We start from the raw sequence: 23,960 nt of genomic DNA on the forward strand, positions 1-23,960 counted from the left end.
CTATGGAGACGTTCTTAGGAGAGACGTTCCAGACGCTGGAACGAGAAGTACATGGGGTTCTTCGTGCCCGACTCATCGAGCAGGTAACCCTTCTCGCTATTCTCCCAGGCGCTCTCGGAGGTGACCCGCCAGCACCCGTTCGGGGAGCTGACCTCGCAGTTACCCGCAGAATTTGCAAGCTGCAGTTCGGGCGCTCGCGTATCGCCGGTAATCTCGTTACCTTCCTGGCAGTAGAAGAGGGTCCGCTCCACCGTCTTCACCCGGCCGAAGACGGGCAGGTCGGTGCGGGAGAGTGCCTCCGCGTAGACGGAGCCGCCACCAATAATCCAAGCATCAACCGCGGCGGTATCTGCCGGGGTAGCTTCGACCGGCGCGCCTGCAACGTCACGAGCCGCGTACAGCGCCGCATCCAGCGAGGGAACCCACAGCGCACCGTCGCGTTCTTCCGCCTCGGTGACCGAACGGCTAATCACAATATTCGTACGGCCCGGCAGGGGACGAAAACGCGGCGGGATCGACTCCCAGGTGCGGCGACCCATAATCACCGGAGCACCCAGCGTCACCTTCTTGAAGTGCGCCAAATCCTCCGGAGCGTACCAGGGCATATCCCCGTCACGGCCGATAATACCGGCATCAGTTTGTGTCCAAATAGCGCCCAAACGATACATCATGCCTCCTCGTTACCTGCAGTTAGACCGCAATCGGGGCGGCAATACCGGGGTGGTGCTTGTAATCCACCAGCTCAAAGTCTTCATACTCGTAATCGAAAATAGAAGGCTTCTTCGTCTTAATAACCAACTTCGGGTACGGGTACGGTTCGCGCGGCGGGTAGGGGTTACCCTCCGGGTCGGTGCCGTAGCCCAGCTGCTTCTTCACCTGCTCCAGGTGGTTCGAGTAGATGTGGCAGTCGCCGCCGGTCCACACGAACTCGCCCGGCTCCATACCGACCTCCTGCGCAATCAGGTAGGTCAGCAGAGCGTACGAGGCGATGTTGAAGGGCACGCCCAGGAACATGTCCGCGCTACGCTGGTACAGCTGGCAGGACAGCTCCTTCACACCGTCCGGGCGCTCGTGCACGTAGAACTGGAAGAGTGCGTGGCAGGGCGGAAGCGCCATGTTGTCCACCTCGGCAGGGTTCCACGCCGAAACAATATGGCGGCGCGAGCTCGGGTTATTCTTCAACGAATCAATAACCTTCGCAATCTGGTCAATCGTGCCACCATCGGGGGTCGGCCACGAACGCCACTGCACGCCGTACACCGGGCCCAAATCGCCGTTCTCATCAGCCCACTCATCCCAAATGGTCACGCCGCGCTCCTGCAACCAACGCACATTCGAGGAACCGCGCAAGAACCACAGCAGCTCAATGGCAATAGACTTGAAGTGCACGCGCTTGGTGGTAATCAGCGGGAACGACTCACGCAGGTCAAAACGCATCTGACGGCCAAACACGCCGAAAGTGCCGGTGCCGGTACGGTCGGAACGCTGCGCATCCGCCGCGATGGCGTCCTTGTTCTCCTCGAGGATTTCGCGCAGAAGATCTTCATAGGGAGTGGGGATTGCGTGAGTCATAAGAAAAACCTTGAATCCTGTCAGTAGACGTGAGAGACGGTCACAAATCAACCGCCCCTCTATTGTAAAACCCCCGAATGGGCGCGGGTAGAGCAAACGCGCTGAGTATAAAGCCCAGCGCGCTCGCCGTTAGAAGATCAAAGTATATGGATGCTAGTCCAGAGCCGCGCGTACTCGCTCCACCGAGACAATACGCGGGTTATCGCCCTCGGTCACCTGCAGAACCAGGGCGTCGCCGGGCTCCAGGTACGGGTCCTCAGTCGGAAGAACCTCCGCGGAACCCTCAAACAGGTAATCACGCAGAACATCCATCACCTGGGGCAGCACCGGGCGGTGAGTGCACAGCAACGAGGAAGAATCCTTATCGAACAGTGACGCCACGGTGCGGGCAGTACGTGCCGGGTGACGCTGAGCGCCAGCCTCCGACAGGGACTTCTTCTCCTTCACAGACACACCGTAATCCACCGAGTACGGGGTCACGGTCTGAACGCAACGCAGCCACGGGGAAGAAATAATACGGCTCGGAGCCCACGCCGCAAAGAGACGGCTAGAAGCCAGCGCCTGACGCTTGCCGGTAGCCGCAAGCGGGCGGTCATCCTCAGCGGCAGCCCAGTTCGAACGCGGCTTCGCCTTCGCGTGGCGGGCAATGAGAATCGGGCGGGTACGCAACGCATCCGCCTCAGCCAGAGCCTCCAGGGACTCCAGGGGTGCCAGGTCGTCCTCGTTGGTCAGCAGGGCGCGAGCAACCTCGGTGGATACCCAGCGCAGCTCATCCACTTCACCCTCATCCGCCAGGGCACGGGCGCCCTCGGGAAGCTCAGCAGACCAGTAGAAAACATCCTTCGGACGGCCACCCACCGGATAGGAAGTCACCGCCAGGGGCACACCCAGAACAACCTGCAGACTGACCTCTTCGCGAATCTCACGGATAGCGGTCTCAGCCAGGGACTCGCCCGGATCCTGCTTGCCCTTAGGCCAGGACCAGTCGTCATAGCGGGGGCGGTGAATGATCAGGACCTCAAGCGCACCATCGCGCATGCGCCAAATCAGTGCGCCAGAAGCAACAATATCCGCAGTGTTCGCGGGGGCTCGGTCAATGCTGTTGACCGCGTCAAAACGTCGTGCCGAGTAGTAGATGGAGGGGGAATCCAGCGGTGCCATATCTCTCTCTGAACCTCTTCGCTAGGCTTGCGCACAATGCCAGAGGGCACCATGCTCCGCGTCTAATTGTAGGTGAGAGAGCGGTCAAGTTGTAATCTCAACGTAACCTGTTGTTCACTTTTGCGCTAAGTGCACTAGTCCACCGCACGTTTTTGCACGACACGCGGAAAACCCCGCCTGCCCCACGCTATAAAGCGTGAGAACAGACGGGGTTCACAACCAGAAATCACTGGCAGATCAGAGGAAAGTCCTTAGACCTTATCCACCACGTTCTTACGGGAACGCGAGCTCAGGTAGTACGACTGCACGTCCTGCAGCGGGTTGCCCTGATCGTCGGTGTCGTGGCGGGTCCAGTTGCCCTCAGAATCCAGGTGCCAGGTACGCGAAGAATCACTCATGTAGATGGTGAACATGTCACGCAGGTACTTCACATGGCGCGGATCCTTCACCGGTACTAGAGCCTCAATGCGGCGGTCCAGGTTGCGGTGCATCATATCGGCAGAACCAATGTAAACAATCGAATCGCCACCATTCTCAAACGCAAACACACGCGAATGCTCCAAGAAACGGCCCAGCACCGAACGGACGCGAATATTCTCGCTCAGACCCTTAACACCCGGGCGCAGAGCGCAAATACCGCGAACCACCACATCCACCGGCACACCAGCCTGCGAAGCGCGGTACAGCGAATCGATGACGGCCTCATCCACCATGGAGTTGCACTTAATCTGAATCTTCGCCGGACGACCAGCCTTGTGGTTCTCAATCTCCTGGTCAATGCACTCAATCAGGCCGCTACGCAGAGTACGCGGCGCTACCAGCAACGACTGGTAGTTGGTCTTCGGCGCGTAACCGGACAGCTGGTTGAACAGGCGGGAGACATCCTCACAAATCTGCTCATCGCAGGTGATGATGCCCAAATCCTCGTAGAAACGAGCCGTCGACGGGTGGTAGTTACCGGTACCAATATGAGCGTAACGGCGCAGGTGGTTACCCTCACGGCGCACCACCAGCGACAGCTTGCAGTGAGTCTTCAGACCCACGATGCCGTACACCACGTGCACGCCGGCGCGCTCCAGCTTACGAGCCCACGAGATGTTGGCTTCCTCATCAAAGCGAGCCTTAATCTCCACCAGCGCCACAACCTGCTTGCCAGCCTCAGCCGCCTCAATCAGCGCATCCACAATGGGGGAGTCACCACTGGTGCGGTACAGGGTCTGCTTAATCGCCTGAACACGCGGGTCAGCGGCAGCCTGCGCCAAGAACGCCTGCACACTGGTCGCAAACGAATCGTACGGGTGGTGCAGCAGTACGTCGTGGTCGCGGGCGGCAGCGAACACATCCGCAGCCTTCGCGGTCTCGGTGGCGTTGAGCCAACGGGAAGTGTGCGCAATGTGCTTGGGGTAGTGCAGCGCCGGACGGTTCGCACGAATAATCGCACTCATACCGCGCAAATCCAGCGGGGCCGGCAGACGGTACACCTCAGACTCGTTGATGTTCAGCTCAGAAATCAGCAGATCCAGGATGGTCGGGTTGATGGTGTCCTCAACCTCCAGACGGACCGGAGGACCGAAACGACGGCGCAGAAGCTCCTTCTCCAGAGCCTTCAGCAGGTTCTCTGCGTCGTCCTCTTCCACCTCAAGATCCTCGTTACGGGTCACGCGGAAGACATGGTGCTCCACAACATCCATGCCCGGGAAGAGGGTGTCCAGGTGCTCAGCAATGATGTCTTCGAGCGCAATGTAGCGGCTCTCGCGGCCCGCAGTGTTGGCGGCGCGGGAACCATCCACAGAGACCATACGGTCCAGCTGATCGGGCACCTTCACACGAGCGAACAGCTCCTTGCCGGTCTGCGGGTTACGCACCAGCACCGCAAGGTTCAGCGACAGACCCGAAATGTACGGGAAGGGGTGCGCCGGGTCAACAGCCAGAGGGGTCAGAATCGGGAAGATATCCTGCATGAACTCCTGGCGCAGACGCTGCTTAGCGTCCGCATCCAGGTCGTTCCAACCCACAATGCGGATGTTCTGCTCCTCCAGAGCCGGAAGAACCTGGTTGTGGAACACATCAGCGTGGCGAGTCTGCAACTGGTGCGCGCGCTCAGCAATCTCTTCCATCTGCTCCTCGGGGCTCAGACCTGCTGCCGAAGGCACCGCCAGACCGGTCGCAATGCGGCGCTTCAGACCCGCCACGCGCACCATGAAGAACTCATCCAGGTTAGACGCCACAATCGACAGGAAGTTCAGACGCTCCAGCAGGAACAGGTTCGGGTCCTCCGCCAGCTCCAGCACGCGGGTGTTGAAGTCCAGCCAGCTGCTCTCACGGTCGAAGAAACGCTCCGGGCCGAACTCCTCTTCCAGACTGAAGTAGGAGCGCTTCTCGCCCTTCTCAATACGGTCGCCGCGAGACTCGGCACGCTCAATCTTCGAAATATCGTGGCCGATATGAATGACACCGGTCATGGGTGCCGGCTCAGACGGCTTAGGCTTAGGCGCCTTATTCAGGCCATTGGGGGCGGGTACCATACTGTACTTGCCTTTCTGATCGGGGATAAGTCGTGAAGAAGCACGCCAACTGTGGCGCACCAAAAACTAGGCGGCAGGCGCGTCCTGCTGGGCGGGGGCGTACATGCGGTCAACCGTCGCCACACCGAAACCCAACGAAGTGTAGAGGGAATATGCGGTGGTGTTATCGGCGTCCACGTACAGGTCGATGGCGCGCAGCGGCTCGCCGTTCTCGTCCTCAGCGCATGCCAGGTATGCCAGCGCGCGCAGGGTGAGGGTTCGGCCCAGGCCGCCTCCCTGAGCCTGCGGGTTCACACCCACCACATAGATCTCGCCGGAGGGGGACAGCTCGCCCTGCTCCTGACCGGTCGGAATCTTCGTCCAGGTGAATGCCGCAATGGCGGAGTCATCATCCACCTCGGAGGCGATGAAGAAACCCTCGGGACGGAACCAGGGGGAGCCGGTGCGCTCGCGCAAATCGGCAAGGGTGAGCTTGCCCTGCTCCGGGTGGTGCGCAAACGCTGCGGCATTCACGCGCAGCCAGGGGAACTCGTCCGCGCCGGTGAAGGTGCGCATCCGCAGGTTCTCCGGCAGAGTGCGCGCGTCGGAGCGTTCCACGAGCTCTTCGCGGGTCTGAGCGTCCAAAGGCAGAACCATCTTGTACAGCACGCGCACCGGCTCGAAGCCGTGCAGGGTAGCGAACGCGTGGGCGGGGCTTTCAATGCCGGTGTCGGTAGCGCTGCCGTGAACCCAGAGTCGGTATCGTACAGCGTCTTCACCCAGCTGTCGGACGGCGTGGTCGAAGAATGCGCTGCCGGCGCCTCGTCCGCGGTATTCGGGGGCGACGGCTGCCTCAATTACGCCGGTATCTTCGTCGTCTGCCGGGGTGAGCGCCACGAAGACGGCGGCGAGGGTGCCGTCGTCCTCGGCAACAAAGAAACGCGGAGGGGTGAGGGTGCTTTCGCGCAATGCCTTGCTCAACTCAACGCGGGTCTGCTCAGAGAACGCCGAGACGCCGTCATGGCGGGCAACCTTCTGCGCAAAGGAATCGAATCGTTCCAGCAGCTCTTCGGTGAGATGCGGTTCCGCGTAGACAAGGGAGCTTTCAGCGGGCAGGGTGGAGGGATTGGGTGTCTGACTGTGTACCATCATCGCCTTCTTTCGTAGCCTTCTGATTCAACTCTACCGGGGATAGTTGCTCTTTGAAGAGTTTGTTCTTCGTCCTGGGCGAATATGACAAGAACCGGAACATTTACACATTCTGGTACTCGGCTCAGCGGAGAGGCTACTTTATAACGGGTACACCAAAACAGGGGTTGGAGCCCCAAAATTTAGCGGGTGCTGTTGAAGGAATAGCCCACGTTACGCACGGTCGAAATCATCTGCTCGTATTCGGTGCCGAGCTTGGAACGCAGACGACGCACGTGCACGTCCACGGTGCGGGTGCCGCCGTAGTAGGAGTCGTAACCCCACACCTCGGAGAGCAGCTGGGCTCGGGAGAAGACGCGTCCGGGGTGCTGAGCCATGAACTTGAGCAGTTCAAACTCTTTGAAGGTCAGATTCAGAGCGGTGCCGGAGAGGTGCGCCGAGTACGCCTGGGTGTCAATGACGAGGTTGCCCGCACGCACGATGCGCTCTTCGGAGTTCTCTTCTTCTGCGGCTGCGTCGCTCTTGATGGCGAGGCGCAGGCGCGCATCCATTTCGGAGGGGGACGCCTGGTCAGAAACAATATCGTCAACCTGCCAGGAGGCTGCAACCGCCGCCATACCGCCTTCATTCAGGAGTGCGATGAGCGGCAACTGTACGCCGGCGGCGCGCAATAGCTGGGCGCATTGGCGTGCTTTGACGAGTGCGGTGCGGGCGTCGACCATGAGCAGGTCGAATGTCTCGGTTTCGAGAGCCGTATGGGCGGTGTCGAGGGGGAAAACGTGTACCTTGTGGCTGAGTAGACTCAGCGAAGGAATCATATCCTGCGCGGCGGTATCGCTCAGAAGCGCAATACGGTACACACCCTCTCCTTTCCCGGTAAAATATTAGGCTCTTTCTAGTGTACTCGCCCGGCTGTGATGCAGCTGTGGGAGCCGGCGCAGGCGGGGCGCAAATATCGTATTCCGGACTGTTCATATAGCCTTTTCAACCGATGACTGCGGGGGTTCTGGCATGCTGGCGCGGAACCGGGGTCTTGCCCGGCGCTAGGCGCGTCTTGCACCCGGGAAGCAGCTTGGGTGTCCACTATGTTTCCGCTGTTGATTCTGCGCCCTTTCGGGGTGGGTCTGTGGTAGGTTTAAGGCATGGAAAACAATCTTATTGCTCTTGAAGCTCTCTTCATGTCGCTGATGGCTATTATCTCCGTGTGCATCGGTATCGGTGCATTCGCAGTGTTGCGTGGCCTCTTCAGCGGTCAGAAGTAGTCTTCCCCGCACAGAGCAGAAGCATCGCCCACACAGGGCTTTAGGCGGTCGTACGGTTCGTACCGCCTCGCCAATGACGGCGTGAACCCCCACCCGGTCCCCTCCGGTTGGGGGTTTTCTTTATGCTGCCTGCCGTACCGTTTACTCTGCAGACGGCGGCGCTACCCCGTGCCGTGAGCGAACGAACAGGCTACCGTTGTACGCACGGGTACTAAAATGGAAGGTATGGCTATTGAAATCCCTACCAACCTAACCCCTGAACTTGTTCCCTTCGCATGGCTGCTTGGCACCTGGGAAGGCACCGGAACCATGTGGTACGAAGGCCAGGAAAACACCCCCTTCGGCCAGATTATTACTTTTGAGCAGGATGGTCTGCCCTTCATCGAATACCGCGCTGAGTCTTTCCTGCTCGATGACGAGGGTCAGAAGCTGCGCCCCATCACCGTTGAAACCGGTTTCTGGCAGATTGACCGCCCCCTGACCGACGCTGACGGCGGCTTCGGCATTGTCCCCAAGGACGTTGTTCCCGCCTTCGCTGACGCGGCAAGCGTAGAGACTCTCCGCAATGCCGACGACGGATTCTCCCTGCTGGCGACCATTGCGCACCCCGGCGGTATTAGCGAAAACTACGTGGGCATGGTCAAGGGCCCGGTCATTCGCATGCAGACCGGCAACCTGCTACGCGATGATATTTCCCACGACTACGCCGGCTCCGTGCGCCTGTGGGGTCTGGTCAACGGCAACCTCATGTGGGACTGGGAGGTCGCAGACGCCGAGGGTAAGCTGCACAAGCACGCCTCCGCTGAACTGCGCAAGACCTCCTCGATGACCGGTGAATCCCTGGGCACTTCGATGTTCGGTTCCCTGGATGGCGAAGAGCCCACCGGCGAGCCCGGCTCCGAGCCCACCGCCTAATAACTAACTTGTGTCTGCCCCGCCGGTCGGCGGGGCAGACTCTTTGCGTGAAAGGTGCACCTTCCGTGACTGAATCTTCGCTTGAAGCGCCTCAGGCTGAGGCACCCCAGCCCGATGCCGCCCGCCCGGTGAGCCCCCTGCTGAGCCTGCACGGCGCTTTTGCCGCCTCCGGGCTGGATGCCGGCGTCGCCGCACACTACGGCAACCCCATGCTGGAGCAACGCGCCCTCAGCTTCGACCGCTCCGCCAGTGCGGACGAGCCGCTGGTGCTGGTGGACCGCTCCTCCCTGGGCGTGGTGCGCGTTGAGGGGCCGGACCGCCAGACCTGGCTGACGTCCATCGCCTCGCAGATTCTGACCGGCATGACCGCCGGGGAGAGCCGCGAGTTCCTGCTGCTTTCCCCTCAGGGCCGCGTGGAGTACGCACCCTCCGCAATTGAAGACGGCGAGGCGCTCTGGCTGATCGTTGAGGGCTACCAGGCTCAGCCGCTGACCGATTACCTAAACCGCATGAAGTTCATGATGCGCGTTGAGGTGCAGAACCTCAGTGACGAGTATGCGGTACTGGAGAGCGCCCGCAACCCGATCCTGCAGGACGGTTCGGTACATCCTGCGCTCGCTGAGGGTAAGCCGCTGGTGTGGGAGGACCCTTGGCACACTCCGGCACCGGGTAGCTACCGCTACGATGAGGCGGGCGATGCTCACCCGGGTGCGGACTACGTGCGTTTCTTGAGCATTGTGCCGCGCTCTGTTCTGCCCGCCCTAGCTGAGTCTTCGGACGCGCGTTTTGCGGGGCTGTGGGCTGCGGAGGCTCTGCGTATTGAGGCATGGCGCCCGCGCTACGGTACCGAGGCGGACGATAAGACGATCCCCCAGGAGCTGGATTACACCCGTACGGCGGTGCATTTTGATAAGGGCTGCTACAAGGGGCAGGAGACGGTGGCTCGCGTGCATAACCTGGGTCGCCCGCCGCGCCGCCTGGTGTTCTTGGATATTGACGGTTCGGAGCACACCCTGCCGGCGGCAGGTAGCGAGCTGTTTGTGGAGGGTAAGTCACGCCCGGTCGGTCGTATTACCTCGGTGGCGCTACATTATGAGGCGGGCCCGATTGCTCTGGCTGTGATTAAGCGCGGCGTTGACCCGCAGGCGCCTTTGCGTGCGGTTGATGGCGGCGATTTCCTGCCCGATGGTTCGCCGGCGCCGGCGACCGAGTACGCGGTGGCTCAGACGACGGTGGTTTCGCCGGAGTCCGGTGAGGTGGCGCGTCGTTCTTTGGCGGGTCAGGACTTCCTGAAGCGCTAGGCGCTCCCCGACCCAAAACCGCCTGAACTAGAACCCATCCCAACTAGAACCGCGGAGGCGGACACCCGTTGCGAGTGCCCGCCTCCGCGGTTCTAGTATGAGTGCTCAGCGAGCTTGCTGAGCTTGCGGGGTTTAGCGGCCGAAGAGGACGGCTGCTTCTTCCCAACGTTCCTGAGGTACGGACTTCAGGCCGTCCAGTGCCTCTTCGAGGGGTACGTACTTGATCTCGGTGCCCTGCACAGAGACCATCTTGCCCCACTGCTTCTGAGCGACCATGTCGACTGCACCCATGCCCAGGCGGGTTGCGAGCACGCGGTCGTAGCCGGTGGGCGCGCCACCGCGCTGGATGTGGCCCAGGATGGTGTTACGGGTCTCGACGCCGGTCATCTTCTCGATCTCGTGGGTGATGTACTCACCGATACCACCGAGGCGGGGACGACCGTCCTTTTCGGTACCCTTGTTTGCCATGACGTCGTCGAAGCCTTCGGGGATGAAGCCTTCAGCAACGACAACTAGGGGAGAGCGGCCGCGGTCGTGTACTTCCTTGACCCATTCAGCAACCTGCTCCATGGAGACCTTGACCTCGGGGATCAGGATTGCGTGTGCGCCTGCAGCCATGCCGGAGTGCAGTGCGATCCAACCGACGTGGCGGCCCATGACCTCGGCAACCATGCAGCGGTGGTGCGACTCACCGGTGGTGCGGATGCGGTCCATTGCCTCGGTTGCGATGGACACAGCGGTGTCGAAACCGAAGGTGTAGTCGGTTGCGCGCAGGTCGTTGTCAATGGTCTTGGGGACACCGATGACGGGCAGGCCTGCGTCTGCCAGACGCTTTGCGCCTGCGAGGGTGCCTTCACCGCCGATAGCAACGATTGCGTCGATGCCGTGGCGTTCCATCATAATTTCGATGTTTTCGGGGCCACCGTTGGGGCCGTCGAAGGGGTTGGTGCGGGAGGTACCGATGATGGTGCCGCCCTGGGCTGCCAGGCCGCGGACCTTCTGACGGGGCAGGTCCATGTAGTCGCCTTCAACGACGCCGCGCCAGCCATCACGGAAGCCGACGAACTCGTAGCCGTACTTCTTGACGCCGTTGAGGACAGCGCCGCGGATGACAGCGTTCAGGCCGGGGCAGTCGCCGCCGGAAGTAAGCAGACCGATCTTCATGGTTGGCTCCTAATGTCTGCGCGTTTTAGGTGTTGTGCGCGCGTGTATATAACTATGACCTCCACGAATTCGGCACGCGAATGTTCGCCGGTCGGGAGGTCGTTCTCTTGGTCTCTATTTTAGCGATGTTTGGGTTGTGTGGGTAGTGGTGGAAAGCCGTGGGAACGCCCGTTTCGGTGCTGAAAAGTTCAGGTTTTTAGTACCTGTATGTTTGGGTTTGAAACACAAATAGCCGCCCTTTCCCACCTATGGCACCGAAGAGGCGAATGAGGCTTCCTCACATCTGTAAAGATGCGGGAAGCCTCATTCGTTTTAAAAATATTTTTAAATATTTGTGGGATTCTCCGTTCTTAGGACAAAAAACGGTCAATAGTCCTGTGATTGATCGTTTCGCACCGGTTTATCCCACGTCTGAACCGCTTCCCACGGGGTGAGTTGCAGGTTCAGCAGGCGCGCTCAGAGGGAGACGGAACTAGTCGTGTGCCTGACCGAGGAACTTCTGCAGGCGTGCCAGACCCTCCGCCAGGTCCTCGTCGCTCAGGGCGTAGGAGAGGCGCAGGTAGCCACTGGGGCCGAATGCCTCGCCGGGAACTACGGCGACCTCAGCCTTTTCGAGGATGAGCTCAGCCAGCTCTGCGGTGGTCTGCGGGCGTACGCCCTCAATTTCCTTGCCGAGCAGTTCGCGTACGTCCGGGTAGGCGTAGAACGCACCGGTGGGTACGGGGCAGTGCACGCCTTCAATAGCGTTCAGGCCATCTACGATGGTGCGGCGGCGGCGGTCGAAGGCTGCGTGCATGATTTCCACGTCGTCCTGCGGGCCGGTCAGGGCGGCAAGGGCTGCGCGCTGTGCGATGTTGTTGACGTTGGAGGTCATGTGGGACTGCAGGTTGGAAGCTGCGGCGATGACGTCGCGCGGGCCAATCATCCAGCCCACACGCCAACCGGTCATGGCGTAGGTCTTTGCCACACCGTTGAGGATGACGCACAGGTCAGCGAGTTCGGGCACCGCCTTCAGAATGGAGACAGCCTGAACACCGTCATAGGTGAGGTGCTCGTAGATTTCGTCGGTCAGAACGAAAATACCCTTGGACAGAGCCCATTCGCCGATGGCGCGGGTTTCCTCTTCGGTGTAGACGGCACCGGTCGGGTTGGAGGGGGAGACGAAGATGAGCGCCTTGGTGGCGGGGGTGTAGGCTGCTTCGAGCTGCTCGACGGTGACCTTGTAGTGCTGGTCGCTACCGGCGAACACCTCGATGGGGTTGCCGCCGGCCAGGCGGATGCACTCGGGGTAGGTGGTCCAGTAGGGTGCGGGCAACAGGACGTCGTCGCCTTCGCCAATGACGGTTGCGAATGCCTGATAGACCGCCTGCTTGCCGCCGTTGGTGACGACAACCTGGGAGGGGTCAATCTCTACGCCGGAGTCGCGCAGGGTCTTTTCCGCGATTGCCTTCTTCAGCTCGGGAAGACCGGAGGCGGGGGAGTAGCGGAAGTTCTTGGGGTCGTTGAGCGCTTCGCGTGCGGCGTCCACAATGTGCGCGGGGGTGGGGAAGTCCGGTTCGCCTGCGCCGAAACCGATGACGGGGCGTCCCTGAGCCTTGAGTGCTTTTGCCTTTGCGTCGACGGCAAGGGTTGCGGAGGGTGCGATGGCACCGATGCGGCTTGAAATACGCGCCATGGGGCTCTCTTCTCTTTCTTCTTGTGCGCTGCCGGCGTGAAGTCGACAAGGAAATAGGTGATGGGAATGCGCGTGTGGGACCAATCCGCGCGTGATGGGCGCGGGTGTGTGCGGCGTTCCTTGTAATAGGATACGGTCCACTAGTAGCGATACGGAACCCTTCGTCAAGGTATCTCAAGAGGTTTTTCGAAAAATATTACATTTTGAAGTTGCATCGGCCCCGAAAGATGGTTTACAGTTAGTTCTGCACCCGCAAGGGTGTAATTGTTTGCCCCTCTAAAGCCCACGGCTTGCGAGGCAATAGAGGAGTGAACGAGTGAGAAGCAACTCTCACACCTGAAGTGAAAACTTCAAAGGGTGGTGGCTCAATTGGTAGAGCAGCGGTCTCCAAAACCGCAGGTTGCAGGTTCGAGTCCTGTCCGCCCTGCTTTTATTGCCTCAATAAATAATTTGTACGCCCGCACTCCGGGCGTACTTTTTTAGACTCAGAAAGGGGCAGAAGAAATGGCATCGTCTGCTACCGCCGAGAAGGCTGTTCAGCCCGGCGCATCGTCGAAGAACGATAAGAAGCTCGGTTTCTTCGGCCGTATTTTTGCATTCCTCCGTGAAGTTTTTGCGGAGTTGAAGAAGGTTACTACTCCCACCGGACGTGAACTGGTTGGTTACTTCTTCGGAGTTCTGTTCTTCGTCGTGGTGATGCTCCTTCTTATTTCTGGTCTGGATTATCTTTTCGGCCAGGGAGCATTCTGGATTTTCGGTAACGGAACGATTCAGCGTAACTAGTACTGGTTGCATCCTTATCTGGGGTGCCCCATCAGTGATTTCCCTCAGCGCATTGGCGAGTGGAAGTCCCCTCTAGATGATTAACGATAGAAAGTAGGAGCGACGTGTCCGAGCAGGAACTGGTATCCGAGATTGAAGAGGTCGAGGTAGCCGCTGCTGAGGCTACTGAGGAGTCTGCAGCTATTGAGCAGCAGGCTGAGGAAGCTACCGAGGCTGTCGAGGTGGCTGAAGCAGCTGCTGAGGCTGCTGAGGAAGTCGACGCTCTGGAAGAATTCAAGTCCAAGCTGCGCCGTCAGATGGGCGACTGGTACGTGGTTCACACCTACTCCGGCTACGAGAACAAGGTGAAGACCGGTATCGAGACCCGTATCCAGAACCTGGAAGCTGAAGATGAGATCTTCGAGGTTCAGGTTCCCATGGAGACCGTGGTTGAGTTCAAGAACACCGTGAAGAAGACCATCCGCCGCGTGCGTGTTCCCGGTTACGTTCTGGTTCGTATGGAACTGACCGACCACTCGTGGGGCGTTGTCCGCCACACCCCCGGTGTGACTGGCTTCGTGGGTCAGGATGCGTACAACCCGGTCCCGCTGCGCATGGACGAGGTCTTTGACATGCTCCTGCCGGTCTTCGAAGAGCAGCAGCAGAGCCAGGGCCTGCCCGTTTCCAAGCCCGTTATCGAGTCCGACTACACTGTGGGCGAGAACGTCCGCGTGAAGTCCGGTGCTTTCGAGGGCATGGACGCTACCGTTTCGGAGATCAAGGGCGAGTCCCAGCAGATTGTCGTGATGATTTCCGTCTTCGGCCGCGATACCCCGGTGACCTTGAGCTTCACCGAGATCGAAAAGATTTAACGCTTTTAGCGTGTGAATATGAGCCTCGCACTTCGGTGCGGGGCTCATATTTTGTGTCGGCTGTATAACCAACGGTGGCTGTGCGGGTGGGGTTTACTCTTTCTGCTAGCTGGCGCTGGATTAAGTCGCTGATTAACGCTAGAATGTTGGTTTGTGTATGCGCATGTCACGCTTTCATGCGGATACACGGGTGACCGCGCCACGGTCACCGTCTTGCCGGCGTACGCTCCTGTGCGTCGGTTCCCAGCTAAGAAAAGGACCCTACATTGGCTCCCAAGAAGAAGGTCACTGGCCTCATCAAGCTGCAGATCCAGGCAGGCGCCGCTAACCCGGCTCCCCCCGTCGGCCCCGCACTGGGTTCGCACGGTGTGAACATCATGGAGTTCTGCAAGGCATACAACGCTGCAACCGAGTCGCAGCGCGGTAACATCATCCCCGTTGAGATTACCGTCTACGAGGATCGCTCCTTCACCTTCATCACCAAGACTCCTCCGGCTTCCCAGCTGATCAAGAAGGCTGCTGGCGTTGCTAAGGGCTCCGCTGTTCCTCACACCACCAAGGTTGGTTCGCTGACCGAGGCTCAGGTGCGCGAAATCGCTGAGACCAAGATGCCCGACCTGAACGCAAACGACCTGGATGCTGCTTCCAAGATCATCGCAGGTACCGCTCGTTCCATGGGTATCACCGTCGAGTAATTTCGGTTCGCCGAATAGCCGAGTAATCGGCACCGTAGATTTTTCTACACAGAACTTGTAAATGCCCGTCATATGGACGGGATGTGGCAGAGCCGAGCGCGGCTCACGAGACCACAACTGCATAAGGAGAAAAGCAGATGGCAAAGCGCAGCAAGGCGTACAAGGCAGCTGTAGCCAAGATTGAAGAGGGTAAGCTCTACACCCCCGCTGAGGCAGTTGCCCTGGCGAAGGAAACCTCTTCCACCAAGACCGACGCAACCGTTGAGGTTGCAATGCGTCTGTCCGTTGACCCCCGTAAGGCAGACCAGATGGTTCGCGGTACCGTGAACCTGCCCCACGGCACCGGTAAGACCGCTCGCGTGGTCGTTATCGCAGCAGGCCCCAAGGCTGCTGAGGCTGAGGCAGCTGGCGCTGACTACGTTGGTTCCGACGAGCTGATCGCAAAGATCGCTGGCGGCTGGACTGACTTCGACGCAGCGGTTGCAACCCCCGACATGATGGGCAAGGTCGGCCGCCTGGGTAAGATCCTGGGTCCCCGTAACCTGATGCCGAACCCCAAGACCGGTACCGTGACCATGGATGTTGCAAAGGCTGTTGCAGACATCAAGGGCGGTAAGATCGACTTCCGCGTTGACCGTAACTCCAACCTGCACTTCATCATCGGTAAGGCTTCCTTCACCGCTGAGCAGCTCGAGGAGAACTTCCAGGCAGCTCTGGAAGAGGTTAACCGTCTGAAGCCCTCTTCGGCTAAGGGTCGTTACATCTCCAAGGCAACCGTTGCTACCACCTTCGGCCCCGGCATCCCCGTTGATCCGGCTGCCGTTGCTGCCTAAGGTATGCACCTGTAGCTTCTAGCATTTAGCTAGTAGTCGCCCCCGACGTTTAGGCGTCGGGGGCGACTTTTTTGTGCATGATTTTGTCTGTGTGAAGATTCAAAACACAGCGTGAAGATTCAAGACATGCATGACCGGGGCCAGTTAAAGTACGTCACGGACTTCCAGCTTGTATAGGCTTAAAACATAGAATGATTTTCTGGTCCCTATGGTGTTGCCCATGCCCCGGCACCGTCGAAACACATATTGGGGCTGCGTGTCCCCATCCTGCCCTACAACTATGAGAGGTAAAACCTAATGCCTTCTTCCCTTCAGAGCGAGCAGAGCGCCCGTCGCGGTCTCAGCGTGCCGGTCAATTATTTTGCGGTGGCGCTGGGCACCGGTGCTTTGGGGGCTGCCTGGCGTACCGCTGCGTCGAAGGGAATGGCACCTGATTGGGTGGGGGAAAGCATCCTGGCTTTTAACGCTGTGGTGTGGCTGCTCCTTGTGGGGTTTTTGGTTCATTCGGTGGTGAAGTACCGTGCGTGGGTGCGTAGTTTTTGGGAGCATCCGGCGCGTACCTGCTTCTTTTCGCTGATTCCGGCGACGACGGCGCAGGTGGGTGCGGCTCTCTACCTGTATGCTAAGGTTCCGTCTCTGACTCTGGTGGTGCTGGGAGCTGTAGGTCAGTTGTATTTCGCGTCTCATCGTATTGCCGGTACGTGGCGTGGTGGGTATGCGCCTGAGGCTGCCTCGCCGGTGCTGTATCTGCCGACTGTGGCGACAAATTTTGCGACCGCTACGGCGATGGGTTTTGTTGGATGGCACGACATGGCGATGCTCTTCTTCGGTGCGGGCCTGATTTCGTGGTTCAGTGTCGAGGCCGCGATTCTGAGCCGCCTGCGCACCCTGGCCCCGCTACCTCAGGGGGAGCGCGGCATTATTGGTATCCAGATGGCGCCGCCTTTTGTGGGTGGTAACGCGTACCTAGCGGCTAATGGCGGCACGGTGGACTGGTTCTTCCTGGTGCTGACCGGTTATGGCATTCTGCAGCTGTTCTTCTTGATGCGTTTGCTCCCGTGGACTCTTGAGGGTGGTTTCTCGATGAGCATGTGGGGTTTCTCGTTCGGTATGGCTTCCATGGCGGCGAGCGGTATTCGCTTGACGGCAGCTGGCTCGCTGGGGTTGGTGGGTTCTGCGCTAACGGTGGCGGGTACGGCTTTCCTCATCTTCCTGTGGGTGGGTACGCTGCATCTGGCGTTGAAGGGGCGTTTGCTGGTACGACCGAGCTAGGGTGCTCACATGAGACTCTGGTGCGAGGCTCGCGCGTTGTTTTATGACGGTGCTTATCTTCTGCACCCGTGCCGGGCACAAGTTTCGGCGATAATGGGGGAATGACTTCTGCATCCTATTCTTCTGCCGCGGCGGAGCCTTTTGAAGGCCTGCGTATTCGAGGTGTCGCTAAGACCTTTGGCACCGATACGACGGTTCTGAATGAGATTGACCTGGATGTGCACCCTGGCGAGTTGATTTCTCTGGTTGGTTCTTCGGGTACGGGTAAGTCGACTCTGTTGCGTATTATTGCCGGCCTGGAGGAGCCGAGCGCCGGTCGGGTGACCTACGCTGGTCAGCCTCTGGAGCGCGGCTCGGTGGGTGTGGTTTTTCAGCGCCCTATTCTGTACCCGCACCTGAGCGTGAAGGACAATATTCTGTTTCCGACCCGGCTGGGTGCGTTCGCCGGTCAGGTTGATATGGACTACTACCGTGAGCTGCTGGAGGCTTTGAAGCTTGAGGGGCTGGAGTCCCGTAAGCCTTCGCAACTGTCGGGTGGTCAGGCTCAGCGTGTGGGTATTGCGCGTGCTTTGATTCGTCGTGCCCCGGTGGTTCTTTTTGATGAGCCGCTGGCGAGTGTGGATGAGCAGATGAGTGCGAGTATCCGCGCCGACATTGTGCGCCTGCATGAGCGTTACGGTTTTACGGGCCTGTACGTGACCCATGATCAGAATGAGGCGCTCATGCTGGGCCAGCGGGTGGCGGTCATGGACGCCGGCTACCTGGTGCAGGTGGACACTCCGGAGCGGCTGCTGGCGCATCCGCATACTCTGCAGGTGGCTAAGCTTTTGGCGGCGCCCGCGCTGAACCTTTTGAATCTTGAGGATTCTGAGTCGCTTCCTGCCGGGTGTGAGCTGGCGATTCGTGCGACCGCGCTGTGCTCTGTGGCAGCAGACGCTGCTCATGCTCTGCCGGTGCAGGTGCTTGGCAGCCGCCATCTGGTGGGTGGCATGCTGTACCGTGCGCGTCTGTTGGAGGCGGTGTCCCTGCCTCTGGAATCTCGGCGGGCTTCGGCGGATTCTGAGCTGTGTGCCCGAATGTGTGCCCGAGTGCGTGCCGGTCAGGAGCTTGAGTTCTTTATCTCGGATGCGCAGGGCGCCACCTTGAGCGGCACCTCCCCGAACAGTACCTTCCTGAGTGCGGGGGAGCGGGTGCACCTGGGCGTGGCGGCGGAGCGTTGCTTCTTGTTCTCAGGCGGAAAGCGCTTTTACCTCTAGAACACGGTTTCTGAGCCTTTCAACCGGGCCTTTTAGGCGGGAGAAAGAGCGGTTAATTGGCTTAAAAGGGGTCTTTAAGTGATTAATCCCGCTTAATCACGTTTTTAACTTGCGACTCGGGCTTTAACCTGAGATGATGAATGAACCAAAGACCGCCGGTCTAGAACTATGTCCTTTATCGCCACCTCGATGGAGACGAAGAACAGAGTTCTGATAAGAGCAGATTTCACTAGAAATCGCCGCCCGCGTAGGTAACTCGAAGTGAATAGCCGTCGCCCTCATGCAGGGTTCCGTCTATCGTGCCTCGTACGCCTACGCGTCGGGGCATTTTTTATTGCTTGCAATAAATACTTCGAGGCTCTACCGGCGACCTTACAAGAATCGGAAGAAGGAACTACCATGGCGACTCAGGAAAAGATCGCTGCAGTATCCGAGCTGAAGGAACTCTTCGAAGCTTCGAACGCAGTCATCCTGACCGAATACCGCGGTCTCACTGTTGCACAGCTCAAGGAGCTGCGCCGCGCACTCGGTGCAGAGACCGAATACGCCGTGGTGAAGAACACGCTGGCTGCTATTGCAGCTAAGGAAGCTGGCATCGACGCATTCGAAGGCCACCTCCAGGGTCCCTCCGCACTGGCATTCATCAAGGGCGACCTGATCGATGCTGCTAAGGGCCTGCGTGACTTTGCCAAGGCTAACCCCCAGCTGATTGTGAAGAACGGTTACTACGAAGGTGCCGCTCTGACCGAGGACGACGTCAAGCGCTACGCTGACCTGGAATCCCGCGAGGTTCTGCTGTCCAAGGTTGCAGGTGGTGCAAAGGCTACCATCGCACGCATCGCACAGGTTGTGGACGCACTGCGCGTCAAGCTGGAGGAGCAGGAAGGCGCAGCTCCCGCTGCAGCCGAGGAGGCTTCGGAAGAGGCATAAGCCCCTTTCGTGCTACTGCACCAGCGCTGAGATACTCAGCAGCGTGAACGCGAATAGCGTGTAACGCACCCTAAATTTGACCGACCCTTTCGGGTAGGTACTGAAGATTTACACCGCGGGCGTCAGCCCGCACCAGATAGTGAAGGAGCCAAACAATGGCTAAGCTGTCCATCGAAGAACTCATTGCAGCATTCAAGGAACTGTCCCTCGTTGAGGTTTCCGAGTTCGTCAAGGCATTCGAGGAAGAGTTCGACGTCACCGCAGCTGCTCCCGTTGCAGTTGTAGCAGGCGGCGCAGCAGGCGAGGCTGCTGAAGAGAAGTCCGAGTTCGACGTTGTCCTGGAGTCCGCTGGCGACAAGAAGATCGCAGTGATCAAGGAAGTTCGTGCCCTGACCTCCCTCGGCCTGAAGGAAGCAAAGGACCTGGTTGACAGCGCTCCCAAGGCTCTGCTCGAGGGCGTTTCCAAGGAAGACGCTGAGAAGGCTAAGGAGCAGCTCGAGGCTGCTGGCGCAACCATCACCCTCAAGTAATCGACTTCTTCTCGATTCTTACGCGGGCGGTGCATCCATCGGATGTGCCGCCTCGCGGCATTTAACGGCCCCGAACCCGCCCGGTATGAAGACTGGGGAGGTTCGGGGCTTTGCCGTGTCCGCTCTTTTCTCCTGTAGCAAACGGTGGTGCTGTCCCATCTGACCGTGTCACCCGCAGAAGTCGCTGTGACCGCCCTGTGCCCCGGATGAGAGAGGCTGAGAGCACTGTGGTGCCTCTCTCCTAGAGCCCGGTAACGGGTCAGAGGTGCCGTATGATGGGATGAGACAACCCAGACATTCCTTTGCACGAAAGCGGATAGACATGAGCGAGCAGAAGAAAAAGAAGAAGAGTGCGACCGAGCGACCCGCCCGCGATCTGGCGGCTGAAGCACAGCAGATTCTGGACGCTTTCGGCGCCGGTGTTCGTGAAGATCGCGATTACCCGGCACTGCACCTGGCGCCTCCCGTGGGTCGCCTGAACGACCCGAACGGTCTGGTCTTTGACGGTAAGCGCTACCACGCCTTCTACCAGTACTCGCCCCTGCATCCGGAGCGTATGGTCTACTGGCGTCATGCGGTGAGCGAGGACCTGACCCACTGGACCGATGAGGGTACCGCGCTGGTTCCCGATAGCCGCTACGACTCGCACGGCTGCTACTCCGGCTCCGGTATTAAGGTTCCCGGCGGTTTTGAGTTCTTCTACACCGGTAACGTGAAGGACGAAAAGGGCAACCGCGAAACCTACCAGATTCTCGCAACTGCGGGTGAGGACGCGAAGCCGACCCGTCAGCTGCCCCCGCTGATTTCCGGCCCCGCAAAGGGCTACACTGCACACTACCGCGATCCGCACGTCTTTGAGCGTAACGGCGAATGGTGGATGGTTATTGGTGCTCAGCGTGAGGACCTGACCGGTGCTGTGGTCGTGTACACCTCCAAGGACCGCCGCGAGTGGACCTTCCGCGGCGAGCTGGGCATCAAGGACAAGACCCTCAAGGGCACCTACATGTATGAGTGCCCCTCCCTGCTGAGCATGCGCGATGAGCTGACCGGCGAAATCCGCGACGTGCTGATTTTCAGCCCGCAGGGCATAGAGCCCCTCGGCGAGAAGTACAACAACATTTTCCAGAGCGGCTACATTGTCGGTTCGCTGGATAACGAGACCCTCAAGTTCACCGTGGAGACCCCCTTCACCGAGCTGGATGCAGGTTTCGAGTTCTACGCTCCGCAGACCATCTCCGGTACCGGCCTGACTGCTGACCCGAAGGCACCGCACACCGTGAGCGGCGATGCCCCGGTGATGATTGCGTGGCTGGGTAACGCAGCCCAGGACGACCTGCCCTCGTGGAGTCACCGCTGGGTGCACATGTTCACCTACCCGCGTGAGCTGCACCTGCGTAACGGCAAGATTTTCCAGCGTCCGGTTCCGCAGCTGAATGACGCGATGGAGATGAACCCTCTGTACCGTGAGGAGGAGAAGGGCAAGCTCGTGGAGCTGAAGAACGCCCTGACCTTCCGTCTGCGTGGCCGCGTAAATGTCTCTGATGAGCGCGTGAAGCTGAAGATTAAGGACACTCACGGCGTGGCTCTGAGCATTGTGCTGGATAAGGACTTTGTGCAGATGGACCGTGGCGGTACCCGCTACACCGAGGGTGGTAGCCTGCGCCGCCGTACCCTGAAGCGTTCGAAGATTCGCGAGTTTGATCTGCTGGTGGATGGCTCGGCTACTGAACTGTACGTGGGCGGCAAGTTGGTCGCGTCCATGGGCGCTGAGGTCATGACCGCTCGCACCTTCTTCAAGGGTGATAAGCGCCGCGTCCGCCTGACCGGTGGCGAGGTGCTGTCCCTGGAGTACGGCCGTCTCTAAGCCGTTTTCTAAGCGTTAGGACCCGCCTGCACGGGTGGTTTCTGGTAATTTCTGAATATGTCTGAGGGCTCACTTTCCGTATGGAGGGTGGGCCCTCGCTTTTAAGAACTTTCCCGTGATACCATGTTTTACATCCGATATGTCAAACGTATGACATATGCATGACATGCACACACAGACATATCTCACCTCATTCACAAAGCATCATACGGTGGTGCTCCAAACAAAGGAGAGCGAGCGTGGACCACAAGTCAGTGGCACAGCGCGTGCTGAATGACGTCGGTGGCGCCAGCAACATCGTTGCAGCCGCACACTGCGCAACCCGCCTTCGCCTCGTCCTGAAGAACCAGGACAAGGTCGACCAGGCGGCAATCGACAACGACGAAGACCTCAAGGGCAGCTTCCTTAACGCTGGCCAGTTCCAGATCATCGTCGGCCCCGGCGACGTCAACGAGGTACATAAGCACCTCATCGCTGCTGGCGCACCCGAGGCATCCAAGGACGAGCTCAAGGAAATTGCCTCCAAGCAGGGCAACATTGTCTCCCGCTTCATCAAGACCATTGCTGACATCTTCGTGCCGCTCATCCCGGTGCTGGTCGGTGGCGGTATGCTGATGGCGCTCAATAGCCTCCTGACCTCTAAGGGTATTTTTGGCCCCCAGGCAGTTATTGAACTTTTCCCTGAGTGGGCTGACTTCGCGGATATCGTCAACCTGCTCTCCGCAGCTCCCTTCGCCTTCCTGCCCGTGCTGGTCGGCTTCTCCGCCACCAAGGTCTTCGGCGGTAACCCCTACCTGGGTATGACCATGGGTGCCGCAATGGTATCCCCGGCCCTGATGAATGGCTACAACGTCGCAGCATCCCTGGCAGGTGCTGAAGGCACCGACCCGATGAAGTACTGGAACCTCTTCGGTCTGCAGGTTCAGCAGGCGGGCTACCAGGGTACCGTGCTGCCCATCATGCTGGTCGCATTTATCCTGTCCCACGTCGAGAAGTTCTTCCACAAGGTCTTCAAGGGAACCATCGACTTCATCTTCACCCCGACCCTCACCATCCTGATCACCGGCTTCCTGACCTTCCTGTTGGTCGGACCCCCGATGTTCCAGCTGGGCACCTGGCTGGGTGAAAGCATCAACTGGCTCTACACCGTTGCCGGCCCGCTCGGCGGTCTGCTCTTCGGTACCTTCTACGCATTCATCGTGATGACCGGTATGCACCAGGCATTCCCGCCCATCGAGATGAGCCTGTGGGCTACCGGTGGTTCCTTCATCTTCGTCGTTGCCTCCATGTCTAACGTGGCTCAGGGCGGTGCCGCAGCCGGTGTCGCGCTGACCACCAAGAACAAGAAGATTAAGGGTATTGCTTCTGCAGCCGCACCCTCCGCGTTCCTGGGCATTACCGAGCCCGCAATGTTCGGTGTCAACCTGGCTCTGCGCTGGCCCTTCTACATTGCAATCGTTTCCGCGGGTATTGGTTCGATGGTTACCTCTATTCTTGGAATTAAGGCGGGTAAGCTGGGCGCTGCTGGTTACCTTGGCTTCCCCTCGATTGAAGCAACCGTTGGTGCAGGTATCCCGGGCTTCTTGGGCTGCCTCGTCCTGACCACCGTCATCGCCTTCGTTGCCTCCTTCATCTGGGGTAAGAAGGTCGAGGCAGGCAACACTGAGGAAGTTGAGGCACCCGCTGCTGCAACTCCCGTAGCAGCTGCCGCAGCCCCCTCTACTGCCGTAGCAGCTGAGGTTGGCGAGAGCGTCGAAATCGGCTCCCACATGGTCGGTTCCGTGGTTCTGCTGGCTGACGTCAAGGACCCCACCTTCTCCTCCGGCGCACTGGGTGCAGGCACTGCTGTGGAGCCCACCGAAGGTAAGCTCTACGCACCGGCTGACGGCAAGATTACCGTCGCATTCCCCACCGGCCACGCCTACGGTCTGCGAACCGAGGACGGTCTGGATTTGCTGATGCACATCGGCATGGACACTGTTGAGCTCGACGGCAAGCACTTCGAGCCCAAGGTTGCTAAGGGTGACACCGTCAAGCGCGGCGACGTGATCGCTGAGTTCGATATTCCCGCGATTAAGGCTGCTGGCTATCCGCTGGCAACCCCCATGGTGATCACCAACTCCAAGAAGGCAGCTGCTTCGGTTGAAGATGTCCAGGCTTCGGGCGCTTCTGTGACCAACGCGGATTCGCTCCTGAAGGTTGCACTGAAGGCAAAGGCTAACGCATAGTCTGCACTCTTAATG

The 23,960-nt window shown here is 59.4% G+C and carries 20 protein-coding genes and 1 tRNA gene; 13 read left to right on the forward strand and 8 right to left on the reverse strand.

Going from position 1 to position 23,960, the window contains the following annotated elements; translation table 11 throughout:
• Positions 1-14: 14 nt before the first annotated feature.
• The 6 genes from HMPREF2928_RS02125 to HMPREF2928_RS02150 all read right to left on the reverse strand — a co-directional run bounded on the left by HMPREF2928_RS02125 (position 15) and on the right by HMPREF2928_RS02150 (position 7,246).
• On the reverse strand, positions 15-668 hold the full coding sequence (locus HMPREF2928_RS02125; RefSeq protein ID WP_070687263.1) for a dihydrofolate reductase: 654 nt from the start codon (positions 666-668) through the stop codon (positions 15-17).
• Positions 669-690: 22 nt separating this feature from the next.
• Entirely contained in the window at positions 691-1,572 is an 882-nt protein-coding gene (locus HMPREF2928_RS02130) for a thymidylate synthase (protein WP_070687264.1), read from the reverse strand.
• A 153-nt stretch (positions 1,573-1,725) separates the two neighbouring features.
• Positions 1,726-2,733, reverse strand: coding sequence for an NUDIX hydrolase (locus tag HMPREF2928_RS02135; protein ID WP_070687265.1), 1,008 nt, complete (start codon positions 2,731-2,733; stop codon positions 1,726-1,728).
• Between the two features lie 251 nt (positions 2,734-2,984).
• Positions 2,985-5,258: an RNA degradosome polyphosphate kinase gene (locus HMPREF2928_RS02140; RefSeq protein ID WP_083311364.1), complete on the reverse strand. Its 2,274-nt coding sequence runs from the start codon at positions 5,256-5,258 to the stop codon at positions 2,985-2,987.
• Between the two features lie 66 nt (positions 5,259-5,324).
• Positions 5,325-6,389: a mycothiol synthase gene (gene mshD, locus HMPREF2928_RS02145; protein ID WP_070687266.1), complete on the reverse strand. Its 1,065-nt coding sequence runs from the start codon at positions 6,387-6,389 to the stop codon at positions 5,325-5,327.
• A 179-nt stretch (positions 6,390-6,568) separates the two neighbouring features.
• Entirely contained in the window at positions 6,569-7,246 is a 678-nt protein-coding gene (locus HMPREF2928_RS02150) for a winged helix-turn-helix transcriptional regulator (RefSeq protein ID WP_083311365.1), read from the reverse strand.
• 627 nt (positions 7,247-7,873) lie between these two features.
• Between HMPREF2928_RS02150 and HMPREF2928_RS02155 the strand changes: the two genes are divergently transcribed.
• Together HMPREF2928_RS02155 and HMPREF2928_RS02160 are read left to right on the forward strand one after the other, a co-directional pair.
• Complete coding sequence (locus HMPREF2928_RS02155; protein WP_070687267.1) at positions 7,874-8,563, forward strand: nitrobindin family protein; 690 nt, start codon at positions 7,874-7,876, stop codon at positions 8,561-8,563.
• Between the two features lie 65 nt (positions 8,564-8,628).
• Complete coding sequence (locus HMPREF2928_RS02160) at positions 8,629-9,864, forward strand: CAF17-like 4Fe-4S cluster assembly/insertion protein YgfZ (RefSeq protein WP_070687268.1); 1,236 nt, start codon at positions 8,629-8,631, stop codon at positions 9,862-9,864.
• A 132-nt stretch (positions 9,865-9,996) separates the two neighbouring features.
• On the opposite strand, the gene HMPREF2928_RS02165 is transcribed toward HMPREF2928_RS02160, so the two are convergent.
• Together HMPREF2928_RS02165 and HMPREF2928_RS02170 are read right to left on the reverse strand one after the other, a co-directional pair.
• A complete protein-coding gene (locus tag HMPREF2928_RS02165; protein ID WP_005504866.1) occupies positions 9,997-11,028 on the reverse strand; it encodes a 6-phosphofructokinase in 1,032 nt (343 codons plus the stop codon).
• A gap of 472 nt (positions 11,029-11,500) precedes the next feature.
• Positions 11,501-12,703 (reverse strand): pyridoxal phosphate-dependent aminotransferase, encoded by a 1,203-nt coding sequence (locus HMPREF2928_RS02170; protein ID WP_070687269.1) that lies wholly within the window; start codon positions 12,701-12,703, stop codon positions 11,501-11,503.
• Positions 12,704-13,057: 354 nt separating this feature from the next.
• Between HMPREF2928_RS02170 and HMPREF2928_RS02175 the strand changes: the two genes are divergently transcribed.
• From HMPREF2928_RS02175 to HMPREF2928_RS02225, 11 genes are all read left to right on the forward strand, one after another.
• Positions 13,058-13,130, forward strand: a tRNA-Trp gene (locus HMPREF2928_RS02175).
• Between the two features lie 77 nt (positions 13,131-13,207).
• Positions 13,208-13,486 (forward strand): preprotein translocase subunit SecE, encoded by a 279-nt coding sequence (gene secE, locus HMPREF2928_RS02180; RefSeq protein ID WP_049327538.1) that lies wholly within the window; start codon positions 13,208-13,210, stop codon positions 13,484-13,486.
• Between the two features lie 104 nt (positions 13,487-13,590).
• Positions 13,591-14,337: a transcription termination/antitermination protein NusG gene (gene nusG, locus HMPREF2928_RS02185; RefSeq protein ID WP_049338063.1), complete on the forward strand. Its 747-nt coding sequence runs from the start codon at positions 13,591-13,593 to the stop codon at positions 14,335-14,337.
• A gap of 266 nt (positions 14,338-14,603) precedes the next feature.
• Positions 14,604-15,032, forward strand: a complete 429-nt coding sequence (rplK, locus tag HMPREF2928_RS02190) for a 50S ribosomal protein L11 (RefSeq protein WP_005504870.1) — start codon at positions 14,604-14,606, stop codon at positions 15,030-15,032.
• Between the two features lie 137 nt (positions 15,033-15,169).
• Positions 15,170-15,865 (forward strand): 50S ribosomal protein L1, encoded by a 696-nt coding sequence (rplA, locus tag HMPREF2928_RS02195; protein WP_005504876.1) that lies wholly within the window; start codon positions 15,170-15,172, stop codon positions 15,863-15,865.
• Positions 15,866-16,162: 297 nt separating this feature from the next.
• A complete protein-coding gene (locus tag HMPREF2928_RS02200; RefSeq protein ID WP_070687270.1) occupies positions 16,163-17,137 on the forward strand; it encodes a TDT family transporter in 975 nt (324 codons plus the stop codon).
• Positions 17,138-17,238: 101 nt separating this feature from the next.
• Entirely contained in the window at positions 17,239-18,393 is a 1,155-nt protein-coding gene (locus tag HMPREF2928_RS02205; RefSeq protein ID WP_070687271.1) for an ABC transporter ATP-binding protein, read from the forward strand.
• Positions 18,394-18,792: 399 nt separating this feature from the next.
• Entirely contained in the window at positions 18,793-19,323 is a 531-nt protein-coding gene (rplJ, locus tag HMPREF2928_RS02210; protein WP_005504882.1) for a 50S ribosomal protein L10, read from the forward strand.
• Between the two features lie 155 nt (positions 19,324-19,478).
• Positions 19,479-19,853 carry a 50S ribosomal protein L7/L12 gene (rplL, locus tag HMPREF2928_RS02215; protein ID WP_005508362.1) on the forward strand — a complete coding sequence of 125 codons (375 nt, stop codon included), beginning with the start codon at positions 19,479-19,481 and terminating at the stop codon, positions 19,851-19,853.
• Positions 19,854-20,175: 322 nt separating this feature from the next.
• Positions 20,176-21,717 carry a glycoside hydrolase family 32 protein gene (locus HMPREF2928_RS02220; protein ID WP_070687272.1) on the forward strand — a complete coding sequence of 514 codons (1,542 nt, stop codon included), beginning with the start codon at positions 20,176-20,178 and terminating at the stop codon, positions 21,715-21,717.
• A 239-nt stretch (positions 21,718-21,956) separates the two neighbouring features.
• Positions 21,957-23,945: a PTS sucrose transporter subunit IIABC gene (locus tag HMPREF2928_RS02225; protein ID WP_070687273.1), complete on the forward strand. Its 1,989-nt coding sequence runs from the start codon at positions 21,957-21,959 to the stop codon at positions 23,943-23,945.
• The last annotated feature ends 15 nt before the right edge of the window (positions 23,946-23,960 follow it).

Source organism: Rothia sp. HMSC072B04, from assembly GCF_001813725.1.
Lineage (GTDB): Bacteria > Actinomycetota > Actinomycetes > Actinomycetales > Micrococcaceae > Rothia > Rothia mucilaginosa.